Origin of the sequence: Mesorhizobium sp. L-8-10 (assembly GCF_016756635.1) — a bacterium.
In the GTDB taxonomy this organism is placed as follows: domain Bacteria; phylum Pseudomonadota; class Alphaproteobacteria; order Rhizobiales; family Rhizobiaceae.
Genome location: NZ_AP023263.1, coordinates 5,984,031 through 6,005,692, shown reverse-complemented (window position 1 = coordinate 6,005,692; position 21,662 = coordinate 5,984,031). Strand labels below are relative to the sequence as shown.

Genomic DNA, 21,662 nt, shown 5'->3' with positions numbered 1-21,662 from the left:
CCCGCTTCCCCATTTCTTCGGCGAGGCCGCCCCGCATGACGACATCGGCTGTTGACCGTCGCTTCATGGCGGCGGCAATCAGGCTGTCGCGCATGCACAAAGGACGCACCTCGACCAACCCGGCCGTCTGCACGCTGATCGTGCGCGACGACGGCGACGGTCCCGTGATCGTCGGTCGCGGCGTGACGGCAATCGGCGGGAGGCCGCATGCCGAGACCCAGGCGCTCGCGGAGGCAGGCGAACGGGCCCGCGGCGCGACAGCCTATGTGACACTGGAGCCCTGCGCGCATCATGGCCGGACCCCGCCTTGCGCCGACGCGCTTGTCGCCGCGGGGGTCGCGCGCGTTGTCGGCGCCGCCAGCGACCCCGATCCGCGTGTCTCCGGCAACGGCTATGCGATCCTGCGGCGCGCCGGCGTCGAGGTTGTCGAGCGTGTGCTCGCTGACGAGGCTGCAGACCTCATGGCCGGCTACCTCATTCGTTCGGTGAGGAAGCGGCCGGAGGTGATTCTGAAGCTTGCGCTTTCCGCCGACGGCATGATCGGCCGGCTCGGGCAGGGACAGATAGCCATCACCGGTCCGGTCGCCCGCGCTCAGGCCCATCTGATGCGCATGGAGGCCGATGCGATCATGGTCGGCATCGGCACCGCACTGGCCGACGATCCGCAACTCACCGTACGCTTGCCCGGTCTCGAGAACCGCTCGCCCGTCCGAATCGTGCTCGATCAGAGCCTGCGCCTTCCGGCTGTGTCGGGCCTCGTGGTGACCGCTCGCATTGTGCCGGTTCTAGTGGCCACGGGGCCGGATGCCGAGGCGGGCCGCAGGGCCGTTCTCGAGGCCGCCGGAGTGAAGCTGCTGGCTGCCGAAATCTATGACGGCCGCATCGCGCTCCCGGAACTGCTCGAGGATCTCGCCTCTCGCGGCATGTCGAGCGTGATGGTCGAGGGAGGCGCCGACACGGCACGTGCGTTCCTGGAGGACGATCTGGTCGACAGGATCGCTCTGTTTCGCGGACCGGCCACGATCGGTGCCGGCGGCGTGGCGGCGCCGATCGATCACGGCCATATTCCCGCCGGGTTCAAGCTGAGCCGCGAGGCTCGCTTCGGCGACGATCATTTCGCGGAATGGACGAGGTCGATCTGATGTTCACTGGAATAGTCACCGATGTCGGCACTGTGGCCTCCGTCGCCCCGCTGCCCGAGGGGAGGCGGCTGCGCATAGAGACGGCCTACGATCCGGCTACGATCGCCATCGGGGCCTCGATCGCCTGCGGCGGCGTATGCCTGACTGTCACCGCCCTGCCCGAGCAAGGTGCGAACCAGCGATGGTTCGAGGTCGAGGCTTGGGAGGAGGCGCTGCGGCTCACCACCGCGGCAGCCTGGACGGAAGGGACGCGGGTCAATCTCGAGCGGGCGCTGAAGGTCGGCGATGAGCTGGGCGGCCATATCGTCGCCGGCCATGTCGACGCCACCGCCGGTATCGTGGCGCGGCAGGACGAGGGCGACGCCGTGCGCTTCACGCTGGAAGCGCCGCGCGAGCTGGCGAAATTCATTGCCCCAAAAGGCTCCGTCGCGCTCGACGGCACTTCGTTGACCGTCAACAAGGTCGAAGGGACCCGGTTCGACGTGCTTCTGATCCACCATTCCCTGCAGGTCACGACCTGGGGACAGCGCCAGGCCGGCGATCGCGTCAACATCGAGATCGACACCATGGCGCGTTATGCGGCGCGGCTGGCGGATGCCGTCAAGGAAGGGTTGTGACGAGCAGTCCGTTGGGGCGATTTTGAACGTCTGTTCCGCGTTCGAAGCAGCGATCGTACCTTCCGTGCCAATGAACGGCTTGCGGTGAACTCGGGTTCGGCCTAAGTCACCGGCGACCCCCCGGAGACATTCATGCCCAATACCCAAAAGCCCCATCTCCTGATCGTCGAGGCGCGCTTCTACGACGATCTCGCCGATGCCCTGCTCGACGGAGCGAAAGCAGCGCTCGACGAGGCCGGCGCCACCTACGACGTCGCGACGGTTCCGGGCGCGCTGGAGATTCCGGCGGTCATCTCCTTCGCGCTCGACGGAGCGGAAGAGGGCGGTACCGAATATGACGGCTTTGTCGCGCTGGGCACGGTCATCCGCGGCGAGACCTATCATTTCGACATCGTCTCCAACGAATCGAGCCGCGCCCTCATGGACCTCTCCGTCGAGGAATCGATCGCGATCGGCAACGGCATCCTGACCACTGAAAACGACGACCAGGCCTGGACGCGCGCCCGGCGCAGCGAGGGCGACAAGGGCGGCTTCGCAGCCCGCGCCGCGCTGACTATGATCGCGTTGCGCAATCGTTTCGGGGCCTGAGATGGCTAACCCGTCCGACAAGCCTGCGCCGACCGTCCGCCACGCCAACAAGCGCGGGGCGGCGAGGCTGGCGGCCGTGCAAGCGCTCTACCAGATGGATGTGGCGGGCAGCGGCCTCCTGGAGATCACCGCCGAATACGAGACCTTCCGGCTGGGCAAGGAGGTTGACGGGGCCCTGTATCGCGAGGCCGACGCGCAATGGTTCCGCGCCATCCTGGCCGGCGTGGTCGAGAAGCAGAAGACCATCGATCCGGTGATCCGCCAGTCGCTGACCGAGGATTGGCCGCTGTCCAGGCTCGATTCCACCTTGCGCGCCATCATGCGCGCCGGCACCTATGAATTGATGGACCGCGAGGACGTTCCGGTCGCCGTCATCGTTTCCGAATATGTCGACATCGCCAAGGCCTTCTACGAGGAGGACGAGCCGAAGCTCGTCAATGCCGTCCTCGACCGGGTCGCCCGCCGGGTGCGCGGGGAAGGGCGCGGAAAAGACGCCTCGTGAGCCCCGCCGAGCGTGAAGCGCGGCGCACGGCGCTGATCCTTGCGTCCTCGCAGGCGATCGTCGGCTCCGCATCCTCGATCTGCCTCTCCATCGGCGGCCTTGCGGGCTATTACCTGCTTGCTGCCGACAAGTCGCTGGCGACCGCTCCGGTCACCGGCTTCAACGTCGGCATGGCGCTGGCCGCCTTGCCGGCCGCCGCACTGATCCGGCGTGCCGGGACACGCAGCGGCTTCATGTTCGGCACGCTCGTCACCGCCATCGGCGGCGTGATCGCGACCTGGGCTCTTTTCCAGGGTCTCTTCTGGCCCTTCGTGATCGGGCTCCTCGTGGTCGGCGGCGGTGGCGCCTTCGTGCAGCAACTCCGCTTCGCGGCGGCCGACAATGCGCCGCCCGCCTTCAAGGCGCGCGCCATTTCCTTCGTCATGGCTGGCGGCCTGATCACCGCCGTCATCGGCCCGCAGATCGTCATCTTCACGCATGAGCTGCTGGCGCCGGTGCAGTTTGCCGGGTCCTTCGCGGCGATCGTGGTGCTGGCCGCGATCGGTGCACTGAACCTGTCTCTGCTGCGCGAGCGTCCCATGGGCCATGCCGGCGTCGCCGCGGCAGACGGGCATTCCGCGCGGCCGCTCGCCGAAATCATCACCCAGCCGAGGTTCCTGGCCGCCCTCATCTGCGGGGTCGGCTCCTTCGCGTTGATGTCATTCGTCATGACCGGCGCGCCGCTCGCCATGGTCGGTTGCGGTTTCTCGGCCGACGAGGCGACGCTCGGCATATCCTGGCATGTGATGGCCATGTTCGGGCCGAGCTTCTTCACCGGCCGCCTGATCCACCGTTTCGGCGTCGAGCGTATCGTGGCCATCGGTCTGCTGCTCCTCATCGCCTGCGCCGCCATAGCCTTGATGGGCATAGAGCTGTGGCACTTCTGGACGTCGCTGATCCTGCTCGGCCTCGGCTGGAACTTCGGCTTCATCGGCGCCACGGCCATGGTCGCCGACACCTATCGCCCGGTTGAAAAGGCCAAGGCGCAGGGCTTCCACGACTTTGTGCTGTTCGGCACGGTCGCCTTCTCCTCGCTGATGGCAGGGACCGTCTACAACGCCTGGGGTTGGGAGATGCTCAACTGGATCGTCTTTCCGGTGGCGGTGCTGTGCCTGGCCGTGCTTGGTGCGTTGGTACTTTCGTCACGCAAGCGCGAGACGGCAAGGGCCTGATCTGGCTGCTGCCTTGTCAGGAGTGATCGCCTGGTCCGCCTGTCTGGCCTTGCGGAGCGTGCCAGGCCTCCCCATTCTGATGGCGGCGCGCAACCGTTCACGCGCAGCGGAGTTGTTTCGTCGGGCCTGTCGCTTGCGAAACCGAATGCGCCGACGGCGGGGTGGGCGCATGCTCATTCGCCGCCATCGCATATCCGACCGTCACAGAGGGAAATCCAGATGAAATCGATCAGAAGCCTCGTCGGCGCCGCCGTCGCGCTGTCGCTCACGACAGTGGCCGCCGGCGCCCAGGTCGTCGTTTCCTCCAAGATCGACACCGAGGGCGGCGTGCTGGGCAACATCATCCAGCTCGTGCTCGATGCCAATGGCATCGCCACGACCGACCGGATCCAGCTCGGTGCCACGCCCGTTGTGCGCAAGGCGATCGCCGCCGGCGAGATCGACATCTACCCCGAATACACCGGCAATGCCGGCTTCTTTTTCGAAAAGGCCGACGATCCGGTCTGGAAGGATGCGGCCAAAGGTTACGAGCTGGCGAAGAAGCTCGACTATGACGCCAACAAGATCGTCTGGCTGACCCCGTCGCCCGCCAACAACACCTGGGCGATCGCGCTGCGCAAGGACGTGGCCGAGCCCAACAAGCTCGCTACGCTTTCCGACTTCGGCAAATATGTCGCCGGCGGCGGCGCGGTGGTGCTGGCGGCCTCGTCTGAATTCGTCAACTCGGCCGCGGCGTTGCCGGCCTTCCAGACCACCTATGGCTTCACGCTGAAGCCGGACCAACTCATCACCTTGTCGGGAGGCGACACCGCCGCCACGATCGCGGCTGCGGCCAACCAGACCAACGGCGCCAACGCGGCCATGGTTTACGGCACCGACGGCGGCATCGCGCCTTCCGGGCTCGTCGTGCTCGCCGACGACAAGGGCGTGCAGCCTGTCTACCAGCCGGCACCTATCATCCGCGAAGCCGTGCTGAAGGAACATCCCGAGATCGCCGACCTCCTCAAGCCGGTCTTCGAGAGGCTCGACCTCGTCACCCTTCAGCAGCTCAACGGGCGCGTCCAGGTCGGCGGAGAGCCGGCGAAGGCCGTCGCCGAAGACTTCCTGAAGAAGAACGGCTTCCTGAAATAGTCCGTGAGGCCGGTCCCCCGGAGCGCGGCTCGCCTGCATGGGTCGACGTTCAAGTCCGATGATGTAAGGTGCCCGCAACCGTCGTCCGGACAGAGGACGAAGCACCGTTTCGCCTAGGGACGAATGCCCGGCCTCAGGCGCTTGACCGGCAAATGGGGGGAGGGTGGTCTTTCGATTCGACAAGCTCGGCGTGGTGATCGCGGCGATCGCGGCCTATGGCGCGCTGATCGCTCCCTTCGCCACGTTTCGCGCGAACCGCATCGTAGCCGGCGAGCCGCGTTCCTTGTTCGAGGCGCTGCCGCCCTCGATCGCGGCGCTGCTGTCGGCTGTCGTGCTTGTTTCGGGCCTTTGCGCCTTCCTGCGCGTGGCGGCAGGTGTCCGCCTCGCCGCGAGCCTTGTCGCGCTGGTCGCGCTCGCCCTTTCGATCGGCTCGGCCGCGGGTCACCTGACGCCGCCGGAAAACAGCTTCGCGCGCGTATCTCCCGCGTCTGGCTTCTGGCTGCTGGCCTTCGGCTTCGTTCTGCTGCTTGCCGATGCTCTGACCAGGCTGAAGCTTTCGCCGCTGGGGCGCGTTGTGGTGCTTATCCTCACGGCCGCGGCACTCGCTGCGATGATCGCGTCCGGTCTCTGGGACGGGCTGTCGGTCTTCAAGGAGTATGCCAATCGGGCCGACAGTTTTCGTGCCGAGGCCGCTCGACATTTGACTCTCGCGCTCGGCTCGCTCGCCGCCGCCATGGTCGTCGGCATACCGCTCGGCATTCTGTGCCACCGCCTGTCGGCGGTGCGCGACGCCGTGCTCAACGTTCTCAACATCGTCCAGACCATCCCGTCGATCGCCCTGTTCGGTATCTTGATCGCACCTCTCGGCTGGGTCGCGACCCATGTGCCGGGAGCGGCCGCGCTCGGCATACGCGGCATCGGCGTGGCGCCCGCCTTCGTGGCCTTGTTCCTCTATTCGCTGCTGCCGATGGTGGCCAACACCGTCGTCGGCCTTGCCGGGGTTCCCTCCGCGGTCAACGATGCGGCACGCGGCATGGGCATGACCGACCGCCAGCGACTGTTCGGCGTCGAGTTCCCGCTCGCCTTTCCGGTTATTCTGACCGGCATCCGCATCGTGCTCGTGCAGAATATCGGCCTGGCGACGATCGCCGCTCTGATCGGCGGAGGCGGCTTCGGCGTATTCGTCTTCCAGGGCATCGGCCAGACGGCGATGGATCTTGTGCTGCTTGGCGCCATACCCACCGTGGCGCTGGCCTTCGCCGCCGCGATCATCCTCGACGCGGTGGTCGAGCTTACCGCAACCGGCAAGCGTCCGGGGAACCAGTCATGATCGAGATCGAGAACGTCACCAAGCGCTACGGCGACGCGGCCGTCGTCGACGATGTTTCGCTTGTCGTCGAGCCTCGCACCATCACGGTGGTCGTCGGTACCTCGGGGTCGGGCAAGACCACCTTGCTGCGCATGATCAACCGCCTGGTCGAGCAGACCTCGGGTGCGATCAGGCTCGACGGCGTCGACAATCGTTCGCTGCCCGGATACGAACTGCGTCGCCGTATCGGCTATGCGATCCAGGGACATGGGCTCTTTCCGCACCGCACCGTCGCGCAGAACATCGGCACTGTCCCGGTGCTGCTCGGCTGGGATGCCAGGCGCGTTGCGGCCAGGGTCGAGGAATTGCTGACGCTGTTCCAGCTCGACCCCGCGGCTTTCGGCCCTCGCTATCCTCACGAATTGTCCGGCGGCCAACAGCAGCGCGTCGGCGTCGCGCGTGCGCTCGCGGCCGAACCAAACGTGCTCCTCATGGACGAGCCCTTCGGCGCGCTCGATCCCATCATCCGCGCCAAGGCGCAGGAGGATCTTTTAGCGATCCAGCGTCGCTTCGGCACCACCATCGTTCTTGTCACTCACGACATGGAGGAGGCCGTTCACCTCGGCGACAGGATCGCGGTGATGGATGGCGGCAAGCTGATGCAATATGCGACGCCGGCCGAGGTGCTGGCGCGGCCGGCCAACGCCTTCGTGGAGAACCTGATCGGCACGGGCGATCGGCCCTTCCGTCTGCTCTCGCTCGGCAAGGTGAGCGAGGCGGTCGAGCCGGGCCCGGCCGAGGGTGAAGCAATCACGGCCGACGTCAGCCTGCGCGATGCCCTGGCAATGCTGCTCTGGTCAGGGCGTCAGGCGCTGCCCGTGGTGACAGCGGACGGCAGCCCGCTCGGAAGGGTGACGGTCGATGAATTGGTCAGGCGCGGGGCGAGGCCGGCATGATCCGCTTCCTGCCGTTCGCGTTGCGGCTTCTGGCATTGCTGCTGCTCGTCGCCTTCGTGACGGCGCCCGACTGGTTCGCGCCGCTGTTTCGCCCGCTCACCAGGAACAACGCGCCGGCGATCTATAACCAGGGCAGCCTCCTTTCGCTCACATTGCTGCATCTGTGGACCGTGCTGCTCGCGACCGTGGCGGCGACGATCGTCGCGGTGGGGCTCGCCATTCTCGTCACCCGGCCGGTAGGTGCCGAATTCCTCCCGCTGTCGCGCAGCCTCGTCAATATTGGCCAGACCTTTCCCCCGGTTGCGGTGCTGGCACTGGCCGTGCCTGCCGTCGGTTTCGGCGAGAAGCCGACACTGATCGCGCTTTTCCTCTACGGGCTCCTTCCGATCTTCGAAAATGCGCTGACGGGACTGACGACGCTGTCGCAGCCGGTGGTTGAGGCCGCGCGCGGCGTCGGCATGACGGGCTGGCAAAGGCTGACCAAGGTCGAACTGCCGCTCGCCGTTCCCGTCATCCTGGCAGGCATCAGGCTGTCGGTCGTGATCAGCCTGGCCACCGCGACCATCGGCTCGACCGTCGCGGCCAGGACCCTGGGCGAAGTCATCATCGCCGGGCTCCTGTCCGACAACCTCGCCTTCGTCCTGCAGGGCGGACTGATCGTCGCCGTGCTGGCGGTGCTGATCTATGACGGACTGTCCGCGGTCGAGCGGATTGCCGCTCGTCGCTCAGGTCGGCTGCAGGTTGCAGACTGAGTACGAAGCGCCTTTCGAATCGCGGCGAAATCAGGGCAAAAACCTAACAAAACCTTGACGTTGACGCTCGCCTTTGGATAAGCCCGTGGCATAGGCCGGATTCCGTCCAGAGACCGGCCTGTCCCAATGGCCCGGGGAGGGGTTCTATTCGGGCCGCAATCGAGGAAATCCGCAATGACAATGCTTTACGTCGTCATTCTCTGCGGGCTGCTTTCTGTCCTGTACGCCCTATGGGCTACGCAGTCGGTCCTTGCGTCCGACCAGGGCAATGCACGCATGCAGGAAATTTCTGCCGCCATCCGTGAAGGCGCGCAGGCCTATCTCGCGCGCCAATACACCACCATCGCCATCGTCGGCGTGGTCGTCTTCCTACTCGCCTGGTGGCTCCTTTCCGGCACCGCAGCGATCGGATTCCTGATCGGGGCCGTTCTTTCCGGGGTCGCCGGCTTCATCGGCATGCATGTCTCGGTCCGCGCCAATGTGCGCACGGCCCAGGCAGCTTCCAACAGCCTCGCGGCCGGCCTCGATATCGCCTTCAAGTCCGGCGCCATCACCGGCCTCCTCGTCGCCGGCCTCGCGCTGCTCGGCGTCTCCGTCTACTACTGGGTCCTGGTGGGTGCGCTCGGCCACCAGCCCGCCGACCGCGCCGTCATCGACGCGCTCGTCGCGCTCGGCTTCGGCGCATCGCTGATCTCCATCTTCGCCCGTCTGGGCGGCGGCATCTTCACCAAAGGCGCCGATGTCGGCGGCGACCTCGTCGGCAAGGTCGAGGCGGGCATTCCGGAGGACGATCCGCGCAATCCGGCCACCATCGCCGACAATGTCGGCGACAATGTCGGCGACTGCGCCGGCATGGCCGCCGACCTGTTCGAGACCTATGCGGTCACGGTAGTCGCCACCATGGTGCTCGGCGCCATCTTCTTCGGCGGCACCGCAATTCTCGGCAGCGTCATGCTCTATCCGCTCGCCATCTGCGGCGCCTGCATCATCACTTCGATCGTCGGCACCTTCTTCGTCAAGCTCGGCGCCAATGGTTCGATCATGGGTGCCCTCTACAAGGGCCTCATCGTCACCGGCCTGCTGTCGATCGTCGGGCTTTGGGCGGCCACGCAGCTCACCATCGGCTGGGGGGAGATCGGGACCGCCGGCGGCACGGCCGTCACGGGCACGAACCTGTTCGCGTGCGGCCTGATCGGCCTCCTGGTGACGGCGCTGATCGTCGTCATCACCGAATACTACACCGGCACGGGCAAGCGACCGGTCGTGTCGATCGCGCAGGCGTCGGTCACCGGACACGGCACCAATGTGATCCAGGGTCTCGCCGTCTCGCTGGAATCGACCGCGCTTCCGGCGATCGTCATCGTCGGCGGCATCATCGCGACCTTCCAGCTTGCCGGCCTGTTCGGCACCGCGGTCGCGGTCACCACCATGCTTGGCCTCGCCGGCATGATCGTCGCGCTCGACGCCTTCGGCCCGGTCACCGACAATGCCGGCGGCATCGCTGAAATGTCGGGACTGCCCAAGGAAGTGCGCCAGTCCACCGACGCGCTCGACGCTGTCGGCAACACGACCAAGGCGGTCACCAAGGGCTATGCGATTGGCTCGGCCGGCCTCGGCGCCCTGGTGCTGTTCGCGGCCTACAGCTACGACCTCCAGTACTTCGCCGCGAACCCCACCCGGTTCCCCTATTTCGCCGATCTCGGGACGGTTTCGTTCGACCTGTCGAACCCCTATGTCGTGGCAGGGCTGATCTTCGGCGGCCTGATCCCCTATTTGTTCGGCGGCATCGCCATGACGGCGGTCGGCCGCGCGGCGGGCTCGATCGTGGAGGAGGTCCGCCGGCAGTTCCGCGAAAAGCCGGGCATCATGCAGGGCAAGGACAGGCCGGACTATGCCCGCGCCGTCGACCTTCTGACCAAGGCGGCGATCCGCGAGATGATCGTGCCGTCGCTCTTGCCGGTGCTGGCGCCGCTCGTCGTCTATTTCGGCGTGCTGCTGATCTCCGGCTCCAAGGCCTCGGCCTTTGCCGCACTCGGCGCCTCGCTGCTCGGCGTGATCGTGAACGGCCTCTTCGTCGCGATCTCGATGACTTCGGGCGGGGGCGCCTGGGACAACGCCAAGAAGTCTTTCGAGGACGGCTTCACCGACAAGGACGGCGTCAAGCACATGAAGGGCTCCGAGGCGCACAAGGCCTCGGTGACCGGCGATACGGTCGGCGATCCCTACAAGGACACCGCGGGCCCTGCCGTCAATCCGGCGATCAAGATCACCAACATCGTCGCGCTGCTGCTGCTCGCCGTGCTCGCCCATTCGGCCTGAGCGAGGAGCATCAGCCTGAAACAGAAGCCCCGCGGGAGCGATCCCGCGGGGCTCATCTCTTCTCGCGTTCGGAAGCGGTCCGGTTGTGCCTGCATTGCGCCGAGCGCGCCGGCATAGGCGAACGGCTTTATTTGGATAGGCGCTGGCGGCCTTGATCAGCCGCCGCCGCCGAAGATGTTCTTCGCGGCCTGGGCTCCTCCCGTGCCTGCACCGGCGAGCAGCTGGCCTATGAAACTGTTGTCCTTGCCGCCCGTCGGCGTGGTCCGCGAGATGAAGTCGAACACCTTGCCGTCCTGCAGGCCGTAGTGGGCGATGTTGGTGACGCGCCCGTCGGGCCCGAAATACACCGCCAGGATCCGCTGATCCACCAGAGCCGGGTTCATGAACGCGACTCTGCGGACGCGGGTCTGCGAGATGTAGTAGAAGACCTCGTTGTCGAAAGTCGCCGTCGTCGAGGGTGTGCCGAGGGCCAGCAGAACCTGCTCGCGGCTGGAGCCGACGGGCACCTGGTCGATCTGCTGCTGGTCGATGACATAGCCCTGGGTGAGGGTCTCGCTGGGGTTGAGGGTCTGGGAGGCATTGCAAGCCGCCGCGGTCACGCCGAGGGCGAGCACGGCGGAAAGGCGCATCGTCCTCGTTCCCGCCATCTTGAAATTCTGCGAAACCAACAACAACTCCATGTCACCCCTGTCGAACATCGGCTTGCTGCTCGAGCGGCAGAAGCGGTAAACCAGCTTCTACGCCGATGCAACCTGACCACGCCGCGAAACGGTTCCAAGGAGGCCGTACCGCATGCTGAAATTTCTGTTCGGCCGCCGTAGAACGGTGAGCCGCGCAACTGTCGACCGCCTCTACGATCAAATCGTGGCGGCCGCGCGGCAGCCGCAGCTATATTCGGCCTGGAATGTGCCCGATACGCCGCTCGGCCGCTTCGAGATGGTCGCGTTGCACATGTTCCTGTTTCTTCGTCGTGTCCGAGGCGAGGAAGGGCCGATCGCGGAAATCGCCCAGGAACTTACGGATGAGTTCTTCCGCGATGTCGAGCATTCGATTCGCGAGCTCGGCATCAGCGATCCGGGCGTGCCGAAACGCATGAAGCTGCTAGCGCGCATGTTCTACGGACGCGTGAAAGCCTATGGCGAGGCGCTGGATGCCGGGGACGGCGAGGCGCTGTCGCAGGCGCTCGCCCGCAACGTCCGCCCCGGTGTGGAGAGGTGGGCCGAGGTTCGGGAGTTGGCCGCCCATGTCGGGGGTGTCGCGACGGCGCTCGCGGCCCAGCCGTCGTCCGACCTGCTTCGCGGCGAAGTGACGTTCCCGGCGCCCGAGCCGGGCACAAGGAGTTCATGATGGACAACCAGACGAAGAGCCCCGTTTCCTTCCTCGCCCATGTGGCACGCCTGCCGCAGAAGGGCATGCCCGTTGTGATCGACGCGGATGAGAAGGAGCGTGCTGCCTTGGCCGCCGCGCATGGGCTCGTCGCCGTCGAGCGCTATCGCGCCGAACTGCTGGTCGCCCCCTGGAAGCGCCACGGCGTGAAGGTGAGCGGGACGGTCGAGGCCGATATCGTGCAGGAATGCGTCGTCACCCTCGATCCGATCGAGAATCACATTGCCGAGGCCGTTGAGGCGGTCTATCTGCCCGAGGATTCCAAACTCGGCCGCCTCGGCTTCCAGAGCGGCGGCGAAATCGTGCTGGATGCGGAAGGGCCCGACAGCCCGGAGACCTTCTCGGGCGACACGATAGACGTCGGTGCCCTTGCCGAAGAGTTCTTCGGACTGGGCATCGATCCCTATCCGCGTAAGGCCGGCGCCGAGATAACACCCGCTGTGGACAGCGAGAATGAAGCCGAGGGACCGCTGCAGCAGAAGCTGCGCCTGTTGAGGTCGAAAATCTGAAAAGCCGCCTTGTGAGGCGAAATGCCGGTTGTGTCGGGGACCAAAACCGGTATTTTCGCCCGACTTCCGAACCCCGGCCCCGCCCCGGGAGAAACGAGATGACTGCCGCGTGATACGTATTTCCATTGACGCGATGGGTGGCGACCACGGCCCCACGGTGACGATACCCGCTCTGGCCAAGGTGGCAGAACGGCGAGCCGATGTCCGCTTCGTCGCCTATGGCCGCGAAGAAGAGGTGCGTCCGATCCTCGCGCAATTCCCGAAGCTCGCTTCGATCACCGACTTCCATCATTGCGAGGTGGCGGTCCGGATGGATGACAAGCCGAGCCAGGCTCTGCGCCAGGGGCGCTGGAAGTCGTCCATGTGGAAGGCGATCGAGGCGGTGAAGAGCGGCGACGCCGATGTCTGCGTTTCGGCCGGCAACACCGGCGCGCTGATGGCGATGTCGAAATTCTGCCTGCGCACCATGGCGACCATCGAGCGCCCGGCCATAGCCGCCATCTGGCCGACGGTTCGCGGCGAGAGTATCGTGCTGGATGTCGGGGCGACCATCGGCGCCGATGCGCACCAACTGGTCGACTTCGCCATTTTGGGAACGGCCATGGCCCGTGCGCTGCTTGAGACCGACCGGCCGACGGTCGGCCTGCTCAATGTCGGCGTCGAAGAGATCAAGGGGCAGGAAGAGGTCAAGGACGCGGGCCGCATCCTGCGCGAGGCGGGCCTGCGGTCGATGGACTATCGCGGCTTCGTCGAGGGCGACGACATCGGTAAGGGAACGGTGGACGTGGTCGTCACCGAAGGCTTCGCCGGCAACATCGCGTTGAAGAGCGCGGAAGGCACGGCCCGGCAGATCGCGGAATATCTCAAGGCAGCGATGAGCCGGACGCTGATGGCGCGCATCGGCTATGTTTTCGCCAAGGGCGCCTTCGACCTGCTGCGCGAGAAGATGGATGTACGCAAGGCCAATGGCGGGGTTTTCCTCGGCCTGAACGGCATCGTGGTCAAAAGTCACGGCGGCACGGACGCCGAAGGGTTCATGGCGGCGGTCGAACTCGGATACGACATGGTTAGGAACCGGCTGATCGAGAAGATCAAGGCCGATCTCGACCTGTTCCATGCTCGATTGCCGCAGGTGGCGCGGCCGTTGCCCGCCGCCGAAAGCGAAGCTGAAGACACGCTCTAGGGGCTGAAATGATACGATCAGTCGTGCGCGGCATTGGTTCGGCCCTGCCGCGCCGCATCATGAAGAACACCGACTTCGAGGGCGTCGTCGAGACCTCGGACGAGTGGATCGTGCAGCGCACGGGCATTCGCCAGCGCCATATCGCGGCCGACGACGAGACCACCGCCTCGCTCGGTGAAGCCGCGGCCCGCGCAGCGCTCGACAATGCGGGCCTGACGCCGGCCGATCTCGACCTGATCGTGCTGGCGACGTCGACACCCAACAACACCTTTCCGGCGACGGCGGTCGACATCCAGCAGCGGCTCGGCATGCGCCACGGCTTCGCCTTCGACATGCAGGCGGTCTGCAGCGGTTTCGTCTATGCCGTCACGGCGGCCGATCTCTATCTGCGCGGCGGCCAGGCGAAGCGTGTGCTCGTCATCGGTTCCGAGACCTTTTCGCGCATTCTGGACTGGAACGACCGCTCGACCTGCGTGCTCTTCGGCGACGGCGCCGGCGCGATCGTCATGGAGGCCGGGGAGGGCGCGGGCACCATCGCCGACCGCGGCGTCCTTGCAGCCAGCCTGCGGTCGGACGGTACGCACAAGGAGAAGCTCTATGTCGACGGCGGTCCGTCCACGACCGGCACCGTCGGCCATCTCAGGATGGAGGGCCGCGAGGTCTTCAAGCATGCCGTCGGCATGATCACCGACGTCATCGAGGCGACCTATGCGCAGGCCGGCATCACGTCGGCCGATCTCGACTGGTTCGTGCCGCACCAGGCCAACAAGCGCATCATCGACGCTTCCGCCAGGAAACTCGGCATAGCCGAGGAGAAGGTCGTCGTCACCGTGGACCGTCACGGCAACACCTCGGCGGCGTCGGTGCCGCTGGCGCTTGCCGTCGCCGTCGCCGACGGGCGGATCAAGAAGGGCGATCTCGTTCTCCTGGAGGCCATGGGCGGCGGCTTCACCTGGGGGGCCGTTCTCCTGCGCTGGTGACCTGCGCGGGAGCGCCTTAACCATTGTGGCCATGGTGTGGCGCAAATCGGAAAACAGCCGGTCCGTGGGTCCTTGACCTAGACGAACCAATTACTTAACGTCTCGAACGTTTTGTATCGCTGTCAGTTTTGAGGATGGTTGGACGTTCGCATGGGGGGAAAAACACTTACGCGAGCCGACCTAGCCGAAGCCGTCTATCGCAAGGTCGGCCTGTCCCGAACGGAATCCGCGGAACTGGTCGAGACCGTGCTCGATGAGATCTGCGAGGCGATCGTCCGTGGCGAGACGGTAAAGCTCTCCTCTTTCGCCACCTTCCACGTCCGCTCCAAGAACGAGCGCATCGGCCGCAATCCCAAGACCGGCGAGGAAGTCCCGATCCTGCCGCGCCGCGTGATGACCTTCAAGGCCTCGAACGTGCTGAAGAGCCGCATCCTGCGGGCGCATCAGAACAATCGCGGCAAGGGCGGCAAGTAGCGCCCGAGAGTGTCGATTTCCAGATTTGGCGGTTGACAAGCCGGACGCGGATTCGTGCCGGGCTTGAATGTTGCGCCGCAAACCGCTGAAATAGTCTACGAATCGATCCCGGAGCGCCTATGATGCGCAGCGCGGAGTGGCGCCCGGGGTGTTGCTTTCAACGCATCGGGCCATTTGCAGCCTTAGGGCCGATGCGGCAAGGAGGGAGACTTGGCCATGGACAAGAGCCCCGACGCGTTCCGAACCATCAGCGAAGTCGCCGAAGACCTTGATCTGCCGCAGCATGTGCTGCGTTTCTGGGAGACGCGGTTCACCCAGATCAAGCCTATGAAAAGGGGCGGCGGCCGCCGGTACTACCGGCCCCAGGATGTCGAGTTGATCAAGGGCATCCGCCACATGCTCTACGACCAGGGCTACACCATCAAGGGCGTGCAGAAGCTGTTGCGCGAGAACGGCAACCAGTTCCTCGTGGCGATCGGCAGCGGCGACCTCGCTGCGGTCGAGGCGATCGCACAGCGCAAGCAGGCCGAAGCGGCTGCGCCGCCCCTGACGCCGGCGGCGCAGCCGCGAAGCCATGACGATGAGATGCTGGTGGGCGAGCCCAAGGTGAAGCCGTCCCGCCGCTTTTTCGGGCTCGGCAAGGCCGACGACGAAGGCCCGGTCCAGCCTGGCAGCGGCAAGCTTTCGCGCGACAACCGCGCGCTGCTGCAGGAGGCGCTCTTCGACCTCCTCGAGTGCAAGCGCCTGCTCGATCAGGTGCGGTAGCTCTTCCTTAGCGCCGGCGGTCAATTTTTCGCCGGAATTCGGCATTCCGGGGCTATGGGGCTGGAGCCGGGTAGCGGCTGTAGGGGAAGTCGGATACTCGAAAATAGGTCGGAGCATCCGGTGCTCGGACAAACAAATGGAGCGCGAGCGCGGTGCGCCGCTCTGGTAGTTTCGTGGGGCGGCGTTCGACGCAAAGATCGGAACGCCGGTATCGGGGGTAGATGAATGGCAAGTCCGACACGGAACTCCGTTGGCTGGACGGAGGTGAACCCAGAGTGGGCGGGGATCGGAAAGTACCTGATCGGCGGCACGAAATGGGGTGGCGGCTTCGGGCAGGGCGTGACGCTGACCTACAGTTTCCCGACCGGCTGGGCATACTACGACAACTATCCCGGCAACGAGTGGGGCAACTGGATTGCGTTGTCGGCAGCGGAGCAAGCAGCCGTTCGCGACGCGCTTGCGGTGTGGGCGGGTTCCGCCAACGTCCGCTTCGTCCAGGTTGCGGACAACAGCACGACCGTCGGTGAGCTTCGTTTCACCTATACGCAGAACATCAGCAGCGGTTCGGCCGCGCATGCCTATTACCCAGGCGGCCACACCGCGGCCGGGGACGTGTGGTTCAGCTGGGTCAATTTCAATGCGGACGGTGGTTCCGTGCCGCGAGGGACCGACGATTTTCACACGATCCTGCATGAGGTCGGACATGCGCTCGGCCTGAAGCACCCCTTCGAAGACGGCAACATCATGCCGCGCGCGCAGGACAACTATTTCTACACGGTGATGAGCTACACGGCGTCGCCCTGGTCGAGCCAGGGCGACGGCTGGGCGTCCTTCTATCCGACGACGCCGATGTATTATGACCTCGTCGCCATCCAGGCGCTCTACGGCCGTGCCAGCGTCAACACCGGGAACAACACCTACATCTTCTACGACAACCGCTATTACTGGCAGGCGATCAACGACAGCGGCGGCATCGACACGATCGTCTACAGCGGCTCCGAGGCCACCAGGATCAACCTCAATCCCGGAGCGTTCAGCAGCCTCAGCGAGGCGATCCGCTTCAATGGCGGCTCGACCTCGCGCGATACGGTCACGATCGGTCCCGGTGTCGTCATCGAGAATGCCACCGGCGGTTCCGGCAACGATACGCTGACGGGAAACGGTGCCGCAAATGGTCTGAGCGGGGGCGCCGGCAACGACGCGCTCTATGGCGGTGCCGGCAACGACGCGCTCGTGGGAGGAACGGGCAGCGATCGGCTCTACGGCAGCATCGGCAACGATCGCCTGAACGGCGATGCCGGCGCCGACCGGATGTACGGCGGCGCTGGTAACGACATCTACTATGTCAACAGCACCAGCGACATCATCGACGAGAGCGTTAGCGGGTCCGGCGGCAGCGATACCGTGCTGTCGTGGATCAATTTCAGCCTTTCCTCCAGCGCGCGCGTCTTGGGGGCGGTGGAGTACCTGAGGCTTACGGGTACGAGCGCGGTTTCCGGCACGGGCAACAGCCTGAACAACGTGATTGTCGGCAACGGCGTCGCGAACCGGCTCGACGGCGGTGCCGGCAACGACATGCTCAACGGCGGTCTGGGCAACGATACCCTGATCGGTGGTGTGGGCAGGGATTCATTCGTGTTCAACACCAGGCTCGGCAGCGGCAATATCGATCTGATCAGCGGCTTCTCCGCCGCGGACGATACGATCCGCCTGGAGAACGCCGTCTTCACCGGCCTGAAGCAGCTCGGCTTCCTGGCCGCGTCGGCCTTTGCCAGGAACACGACGGGCCTTGCCCAGGATGCCGACGACCGCATCATCTACGAAACCGATACCGGCTGGCTGAACTACGACTTCAACGGCAACGCAACGGGCGGCGGCTTGCATTTCGCGCGCCTCGGCACGAATCTGGCGCTTTCGAACGCTGATTTCTACGTGGTTTGACCCCGTCGCATTTCCATCGGCGCGCCGGACCCGGAACTGAAACCACCTCCGGGTATTTTCAGTCGTCGTTAGACGCATCGAGTTCGTCCGGACGCTTTCCTTCGTCCGCGCTCGGCACATGGCCATGCGCGAGCGCCCAGTCGCGGAACGCGATCCGGAGGGCCTCGGGCCGCGACAGGTTGCCGTTGCGGGCAAATCGGTCAAGCGCCGAGAGCAACTCAGGCTGCAGGCGCACGCCGACAAGGACGCCCTTGCCGGTGGGCGCAGGGCCGCGTCGCTTCCGGCGCGGTGGGATGTGCTGATCCATGACAAGAACCATGTTAACACAAAAAGCGGCGGCGTGGAGGCCGCTGTTGCAGGACAGCGTTTGTCATCTCCCGAGGAGGATGGCGGTCGTCCGGCGAAGCAGAGCGGTCACATGCCTGGTCCCGTGGAAGCCCATGGGCGCGGACGGGTGACACGCGGTCAAGGCGATTCGCCCTTGTGGCGGGCCTTCTGGTCCTGCGGTTTACGCGGGCTACGCCTCGCAGCCTGCGCTTGCATGATCCAAAAGTGAGGCTCCATCGTTCCGATGGCTGGCTTGGCCTGATGCAGCCGGCTCCGTAGACTGGTATTTGGACGCGCCCGTAGCTCAAACTGGATAGAGCGGCAGGCTTTGTCTCTGGCAATGCAGGTTCGAATCCTGCCGGGCGCACCATTTCTTGATCTCACGCCGGCTCGCTGCGCTCGCAGCTCCGATGGGGCGGCCTGACCGTCCGGCGGGCCGTCGCCCTTACGAACCCTTTGGGTTCGATCCCACTCCAATATGGCACACCAAGAGACCCGTTGCGGTACGAAACTATCCCGGCGCCAGCTTGAACCGGTAGCTATGTGCCTCCGGGCCGGAAAAAAGTGGAAAATGGTCGGAGCGGCGGGATTCGAACCCACGACCCCTTGACCCCCAGTCAAGTGCGCTACCGGGCTGCGCTACGCTCCGAACCGGGTGCTCTCTATCGTCTTATCCATCGGGCGGTCAACCGAATTCGTCGTCTACGCACTCGAAAGAAGAGAGCTGCCTCGTGGCGCCGGGACGCCCTGAGCCGGCGGAGGAGGGGGCGCCGCGACGAGCGGCTGCAGCCGCAGAGCGCGCTGATGCCGCTGCTCCAGCGCGATGCCGCCCCAGACGAGGCCGAGCAGCAGGTAGAAGTGCCGCCAATGGTCGGTGTCGATGATGGTCCCAAGCGCCACGTGGCCGATCAGCACGACATAGGCGCACAGGAAATAGGGCTGCCAGGGCCGTGCCCGGAACAAAATGCGGAAACCGGCGGCGAGCGTCCAGCCGATCAGGACCGCATAGGCGGCAAAGCCCAGCCAGCCATAGTCCAGCAGCGCCTTCAGCCAGATATCGTGGGTGTCCTCGCCATAGATCCTGCCGAAATTCAGCGGGCCGATTCCAAGCGGGTGCTCCATCGCCATGGCGAAGCCGATGCCGTAACGGGCAAACCGGCCGAGCCGGTCGCTGTCATAGTCCTGGGCGAACCGCGCCCGCGCCGTGAACATGTCGGCGACGCCGGGGATCTGCAGGATCACCAGGACCGCAAGAATGAGCAGCACGATCGCCGCCACGGTCATGACCACGATGCGCAGACGGAACAGGCCGCTTGCGCTCTGCAGGAAGAGGCAGGCGACGAGCAGCACCGAGGATGCGGCGAACAGACCCCATGCGCCGCGCGAGAAGGAAAAGAAGATGCCGGCGGCTATGATCACCAGCGGCACGGCATAGAGCACCATTCTGAGCGGGCTGCCCGTCAGCAGCCGGTAGAGCAGCCAGATGCCCGGAAGCGTGAGGAATGGACCGAAGACGTTCGGATCCTCGAAAGCGCCCGCGGCGCGATCGTAGCGCGTGAAGACACCGGCGCCGGGAAAGGCATTGAAATAGCCGAGTATGCCGAGTGCCGCGGTGGCGAGCGCGGCTGCCAGCCAGGCCATGAAGATCAGCTTGTAGATGCCGGGCCGCGCTTCGGTCACGGCGGCGAAGAACACGGCGGTAAAGGCCAGGAACAGCGAGACGGCGAGGTAGAGCGGCGTGTTGTAGAGTTCGCCCATCTGGCTCATCGAGATCAGCCCGCCGATGTTGAAGATCACCAGCAGCACAAGCAGCGGCGTGACCGCCCGGGAGATTCGCAGTCCGAACAGCGCCCATACCGCGATCAGCCCGGCCATGTAGAGCTCGTAAGGCGCGGGCTCGTTGATGACGAAGCCGGAGAGGAAGACGCCGAAGGAAACAGCGGCTCCGCTGATCAGCGCGACCAGCCTGGCATTGACTGCGGCACGCGGCAGCTCCGGGGCTTGCGCGGTCAATACGCGTTTTCCGTGTTGAGCAGCCGGACCGGCGTGAGCAGCAGGATCTTGAGATCGAACCAGAGCGACCAGTTCTCGATGTAATAGAGGTCGTATTCGGTGCGCATCTTGATCTTCTCGTCGGTGTCGATCTCGCCGCGCCAGCCGTTGATCTGCGCCCAGCCGGTGACGCCGGGTTTGACCCTGTGACGGGCGAAATAGCCATCGACCACCTCGACATAGAGCTTGTTGTGGGACTGCGCCGACACCGCATGGGGCCGCGGCCCCACCAGCGACAGGGAGCCGAACAGGGAATTGAAGAACTGCGGCAGCTCGTCGATCGAGGTCTTGCGGATGAAGCGGCCGACGCGCGTGACGCGCGGATCGTTCTTGGTCACCGCGTTCTTCGCCGTCGGATCGGACATGTCGGTGTACATCGACCGGAACTTGTAGACGTCGATCTCCTCGTTGTTGAAGCCGTGCCGCTTCTGGCGGAAGATCACGGGGCCCTTGCTGTCGAGCTTGATGGCGATGGCGGTGACCAGCATGACCGGGGAGAAGACGATGATGCCGACCAGCGAGAAGACGATGTCGAAGGCGCGCTTGGCGACCGAATCCCAGTCGTTGATCGGCTTGTCGAAGATGTCGAGCATCGGCACGGAGCCGATGAAGGAGTAGGAGCGCGGCCGGAAGCGCAACTGGTTCGAATGGGCCGACAGGCGAATATCGACCGGCAGCACCCACAATTTCTTCAGCATCGAGAGCACGCGGGCTTCGGCCGTGATCGGCAGGCAGACGATCAGCATGTCGATGCGCGCAATCCGCGCGAACTCGATCAGCTCGGACACGTTGCCGAGCTTCGGATAGCCGGCGACGACCGGCGGTGATCGGCGGTCGTCACGGTCGTCGAAGAGGCCGCAGATGCGGATGTCGTTGTCGGGCTGCCGCTCGATCGAACGGATCATGGTCTCGGCCGCCTGGCCGCCGCCCACGATGACGGCCCGGCGCTCCATCGTGCCGTTGCGGGCCCAGCGCCGGATCATGCTCGACATGACGAGCCGCAGCCCGAACGACAGGACGAACCCGGCCAGGAACCAGCTCCCCAACCAGAAGCGCGAAAAGTCCGACGACACCTTCAGGAAGAAGCCGCCGAGCGCCAGCAGGGCGAAGGTGCCGATCCAGATCAGCAACAGACGTCCGGCATGGACGATCGGCCGGCGCAGTGCGGAGATCTGATAGAGATCGCTGAGCTCGAACAATATCACCGTGACCAGCGATCCGCCGAGGATGACGGCCGGGTAGAGCCAGTAGAGGTGAGAGAAGCCGACATAGTAGCCGTAGAGGGCGATGCCGCAGAGCGCGAGGAGCGCGAACTCAACCAGCCGCAGCACGCCACTCACCATCACCGGCGACATCGTGTCGTGGCGGTACTGGGATGCCACCTGGCGGGCGACGTCGTTGAGTTGCCGCAGCGAATTCTTGTCGGCCGAGCCGTCCTGGAACTTGCGGACGGCGTCAACCGAAAAGCGCTTGGCGGGGTCGGTCTCGTTCATGGCCGGCTGTCTCGGATTGCGACGG

The 21,662-nt window shown here is 65.3% G+C and carries 21 protein-coding genes and 2 tRNA genes; 18 read left to right on the top strand and 5 right to left on the bottom strand.

Annotation, left to right across the window (positions count from 1 at the left end; translation table 11 throughout):
* Positions 1 to 35 precede the first annotated feature (35 nt).
* The 10 genes from ribD (at position 36) to JN280_RS28085 (ending at position 10,527) form a co-directional block, all read left to right on the top strand.
* On the top strand, positions 36 to 1,142 hold the full coding sequence (gene ribD, locus JN280_RS28130) for a bifunctional diaminohydroxyphosphoribosylaminopyrimidine deaminase/5-amino-6-(5-phosphoribosylamino)uracil reductase RibD (RefSeq protein WP_202307200.1): 1,107 nt from the start codon (positions 36 to 38) through the stop codon (positions 1,140 to 1,142).
* Positions 1,142 to 1,759, top strand: coding sequence for a riboflavin synthase (locus JN280_RS28125; protein ID WP_202315080.1), 618 nt, complete (start codon positions 1,142 to 1,144; stop codon positions 1,757 to 1,759). Before ribD ends, JN280_RS28125 begins: the two co-directional genes overlap by 1 nt.
* Before the next feature lie 132 nt (positions 1,760 to 1,891).
* Positions 1,892 to 2,347, top strand: a complete 456-nt coding sequence (gene ribH, locus JN280_RS28120; RefSeq protein ID WP_202307198.1) for a 6,7-dimethyl-8-ribityllumazine synthase — start codon at positions 1,892 to 1,894, stop codon at positions 2,345 to 2,347.
* A gap of 1 nt (position 2,348) precedes the next feature.
* Positions 2,349 to 2,849 (top strand): transcription antitermination factor NusB, encoded by a 501-nt coding sequence (gene nusB / locus JN280_RS28115; protein WP_202307196.1) that lies wholly within the window; start codon positions 2,349 to 2,351, stop codon positions 2,847 to 2,849.
* Positions 2,846 to 4,060, top strand: a complete 1,215-nt coding sequence (locus tag JN280_RS28110; RefSeq protein WP_202307194.1) for an MFS transporter — start codon at positions 2,846 to 2,848, stop codon at positions 4,058 to 4,060. The genes nusB and JN280_RS28110 overlap by 4 nt, the downstream gene beginning before the upstream one ends.
* 219 nt (positions 4,061 to 4,279) lie before the next feature.
* Positions 4,280 to 5,191: a glycine betaine ABC transporter substrate-binding protein OsmF gene (osmF, locus tag JN280_RS28105; RefSeq protein WP_202307193.1), complete on the top strand. Its 912-nt coding sequence runs from the start codon at positions 4,280 to 4,282 to the stop codon at positions 5,189 to 5,191.
* Positions 5,192 to 5,354: 163 nt separating this feature from the next.
* Positions 5,355 to 6,521 carry an ABC transporter permease gene (locus tag JN280_RS28100; RefSeq protein WP_202307192.1) on the top strand — a complete coding sequence of 389 codons (1,167 nt, stop codon included), beginning with the start codon at positions 5,355 to 5,357 and terminating at the stop codon, positions 6,519 to 6,521.
* The gene (locus JN280_RS28095; protein WP_202307191.1) at positions 6,518 to 7,456 is read left to right on the top strand and encodes an ABC transporter ATP-binding protein; all 939 of its coding nucleotides are present in this window, start codon (positions 6,518 to 6,520) and stop codon (positions 7,454 to 7,456) included. Before JN280_RS28100 ends, JN280_RS28095 begins: the two co-directional genes overlap by 4 nt.
* Complete coding sequence (locus JN280_RS28090; protein ID WP_202307190.1) at positions 7,453 to 8,208, top strand: ABC transporter permease; 756 nt, start codon at positions 7,453 to 7,455, stop codon at positions 8,206 to 8,208. The genes JN280_RS28095 and JN280_RS28090 overlap by 4 nt, the downstream gene beginning before the upstream one ends.
* Positions 8,209 to 8,382: 174 nt before the next feature.
* The gene (locus tag JN280_RS28085) at positions 8,383 to 10,527 is read left to right on the top strand and encodes a sodium-translocating pyrophosphatase (RefSeq protein WP_202307189.1); all 2,145 of its coding nucleotides are present in this window, start codon (positions 8,383 to 8,385) and stop codon (positions 10,525 to 10,527) included.
* A 155-nt stretch (positions 10,528 to 10,682) separates the two neighbouring features.
* On the opposite strand, the gene JN280_RS28080 is transcribed toward JN280_RS28085, so the two are convergent.
* A complete protein-coding gene (locus JN280_RS28080; protein ID WP_446720854.1) occupies positions 10,683 to 11,174 on the bottom strand; it encodes an outer membrane protein assembly factor BamE in 492 nt (163 codons plus the stop codon).
* A 145-nt stretch (positions 11,175 to 11,319) separates the two neighbouring features.
* Between JN280_RS28080 and JN280_RS28075 the strand changes: the two genes are divergently transcribed.
* The 7 genes from JN280_RS28075 (at position 11,320) to JN280_RS28045 (ending at position 17,765) form a co-directional block, all read left to right on the top strand.
* Positions 11,320 to 11,874, top strand: a complete 555-nt coding sequence (locus JN280_RS28075) for a ubiquinol-cytochrome C chaperone family protein (RefSeq protein ID WP_202307187.1) — start codon at positions 11,320 to 11,322, stop codon at positions 11,872 to 11,874.
* The gene (locus JN280_RS28070; protein WP_202307185.1) at positions 11,871 to 12,422 is read left to right on the top strand and encodes a YceD family protein; all 552 of its coding nucleotides are present in this window, start codon (positions 11,871 to 11,873) and stop codon (positions 12,420 to 12,422) included. Before JN280_RS28075 ends, JN280_RS28070 begins: the two co-directional genes overlap by 4 nt.
* 109 nt (positions 12,423 to 12,531) lie before the next feature.
* Positions 12,532 to 13,605, top strand: coding sequence for a phosphate acyltransferase PlsX (plsX, locus tag JN280_RS28065; protein WP_202307183.1), 1,074 nt, complete (start codon positions 12,532 to 12,534; stop codon positions 13,603 to 13,605).
* 8 nt (positions 13,606 to 13,613) lie between these two features.
* Complete coding sequence (locus JN280_RS28060) at positions 13,614 to 14,585, top strand: beta-ketoacyl-ACP synthase III (protein ID WP_202307181.1); 972 nt, start codon at positions 13,614 to 13,616, stop codon at positions 14,583 to 14,585.
* A 150-nt stretch (positions 14,586 to 14,735) separates the two neighbouring features.
* Positions 14,736 to 15,059, top strand: a complete 324-nt coding sequence (locus JN280_RS28055) for an integration host factor subunit alpha (protein ID WP_202307179.1) — start codon at positions 14,736 to 14,738, stop codon at positions 15,057 to 15,059.
* Positions 15,060 to 15,275: 216 nt separating this feature from the next.
* Positions 15,276 to 15,824, top strand: coding sequence for a MerR family transcriptional regulator (locus tag JN280_RS28050; RefSeq protein WP_202307178.1), 549 nt, complete (start codon positions 15,276 to 15,278; stop codon positions 15,822 to 15,824).
* 225 nt (positions 15,825 to 16,049) lie between these two features.
* Positions 16,050 to 17,765 carry a M10 family metallopeptidase gene (locus JN280_RS28045; RefSeq protein ID WP_202307177.1) on the top strand — a complete coding sequence of 572 codons (1,716 nt, stop codon included), beginning with the start codon at positions 16,050 to 16,052 and terminating at the stop codon, positions 17,763 to 17,765.
* 58 nt (positions 17,766 to 17,823) lie between these two features.
* Here JN280_RS28045 and JN280_RS28040 read toward each other — a convergent pair whose 3' ends face one another.
* Positions 17,824 to 18,072: a ribbon-helix-helix domain-containing protein gene (locus JN280_RS28040; RefSeq protein ID WP_202307176.1), complete on the bottom strand. Its 249-nt coding sequence runs from the start codon at positions 18,070 to 18,072 to the stop codon at positions 17,824 to 17,826.
* A gap of 313 nt (positions 18,073 to 18,385) precedes the next feature.
* Between JN280_RS28040 and JN280_RS28035 the strand changes: the two genes are divergently transcribed.
* Positions 18,386 to 18,462 (top strand) — tRNA-Gln (locus JN280_RS28035).
* A 202-nt stretch (positions 18,463 to 18,664) separates the two neighbouring features.
* On the opposite strand, the gene JN280_RS28030 is transcribed toward JN280_RS28035, so the two are convergent.
* The 3 genes from JN280_RS28030 to JN280_RS28020 form a co-directional block, all read right to left on the bottom strand.
* Positions 18,665 to 18,741 (bottom strand) — tRNA-Pro (locus JN280_RS28030).
* 53 nt (positions 18,742 to 18,794) lie between these two features.
* Complete coding sequence (locus tag JN280_RS28025; protein WP_202307175.1) at positions 18,795 to 20,105, bottom strand: O-antigen ligase family protein; 1,311 nt, start codon at positions 20,103 to 20,105, stop codon at positions 18,795 to 18,797.
* Positions 20,102 to 21,637, bottom strand: a complete 1,536-nt coding sequence (locus JN280_RS28020; RefSeq protein ID WP_202307174.1) for an undecaprenyl-phosphate glucose phosphotransferase — start codon at positions 21,635 to 21,637, stop codon at positions 20,102 to 20,104. The genes JN280_RS28025 and JN280_RS28020 overlap by 4 nt, the downstream gene beginning before the upstream one ends.
* Positions 21,638 to 21,662: the final 25 nt, after the last annotated feature.

What these genes read in the sequence shown, in the direction of transcription:
- JN280_RS28080 (WP_446720854.1), bottom strand. Translation starts at nt 11,174, where the DNA reads ATGGCGGGAACGAGGACGATGCGCCTTTCCGCCGTGCTCGCCCTCGGC.
- JN280_RS28090 (WP_202307190.1), top strand. Translation starts at nt 7,453, where the DNA reads ATGATCCGCTTCCTGCCGTTCGCGTTGCGGCTTCTGGCATTGCTGCTG.
- JN280_RS28085 (WP_202307189.1), top strand. Translation starts at nt 8,383, where the DNA reads ATGACAATGCTTTACGTCGTCATTCTCTGCGGGCTGCTTTCTGTCCTG.
- JN280_RS28050 (WP_202307178.1), top strand. Translation starts at nt 15,276, where the DNA reads ATGGACAAGAGCCCCGACGCGTTCCGAACCATCAGCGAAGTCGCCGAA.
- nusB (WP_202307196.1), top strand. Translation starts at nt 2,349, where the DNA reads ATGGCTAACCCGTCCGACAAGCCTGCGCCGACCGTCCGCCACGCCAAC.
- JN280_RS28075 (WP_202307187.1), top strand. Translation starts at nt 11,320, where the DNA reads ATGCTGAAATTTCTGTTCGGCCGCCGTAGAACGGTGAGCCGCGCAACT.
- JN280_RS28045 (WP_202307177.1), top strand. Translation starts at nt 16,050, where the DNA reads ATGGCAAGTCCGACACGGAACTCCGTTGGCTGGACGGAGGTGAACCCA.
- JN280_RS28060 (WP_202307181.1), top strand. Translation starts at nt 13,614, where the DNA reads ATGATACGATCAGTCGTGCGCGGCATTGGTTCGGCCCTGCCGCGCCGC.
- JN280_RS28020 (WP_202307174.1), bottom strand. Translation starts at nt 21,637, where the DNA reads ATGAACGAGACCGACCCCGCCAAGCGCTTTTCGGTTGACGCCGTCCGC.
- ribD (WP_202307200.1), top strand. Translation starts at nt 36, where the DNA reads ATGACGACATCGGCTGTTGACCGTCGCTTCATGGCGGCGGCAATCAGG.
- JN280_RS28040 (WP_202307176.1), bottom strand. Translation starts at nt 18,072, where the DNA reads ATGGATCAGCACATCCCACCGCGCCGGAAGCGACGCGGCCCTGCGCCC.
- osmF (WP_202307193.1), top strand. Translation starts at nt 4,280, where the DNA reads ATGAAATCGATCAGAAGCCTCGTCGGCGCCGCCGTCGCGCTGTCGCTC.
- ribH (WP_202307198.1), top strand. Translation starts at nt 1,892, where the DNA reads ATGCCCAATACCCAAAAGCCCCATCTCCTGATCGTCGAGGCGCGCTTC.
- JN280_RS28070 (WP_202307185.1), top strand. Translation starts at nt 11,871, where the DNA reads ATGATGGACAACCAGACGAAGAGCCCCGTTTCCTTCCTCGCCCATGTG.
- JN280_RS28125 (WP_202315080.1), top strand. Translation starts at nt 1,142, where the DNA reads ATGTTCACTGGAATAGTCACCGATGTCGGCACTGTGGCCTCCGTCGCC.
- JN280_RS28055 (WP_202307179.1), top strand. Translation starts at nt 14,736, where the DNA reads ATGGGGGGAAAAACACTTACGCGAGCCGACCTAGCCGAAGCCGTCTAT.
- JN280_RS28095 (WP_202307191.1), top strand. Translation starts at nt 6,518, where the DNA reads ATGATCGAGATCGAGAACGTCACCAAGCGCTACGGCGACGCGGCCGTC.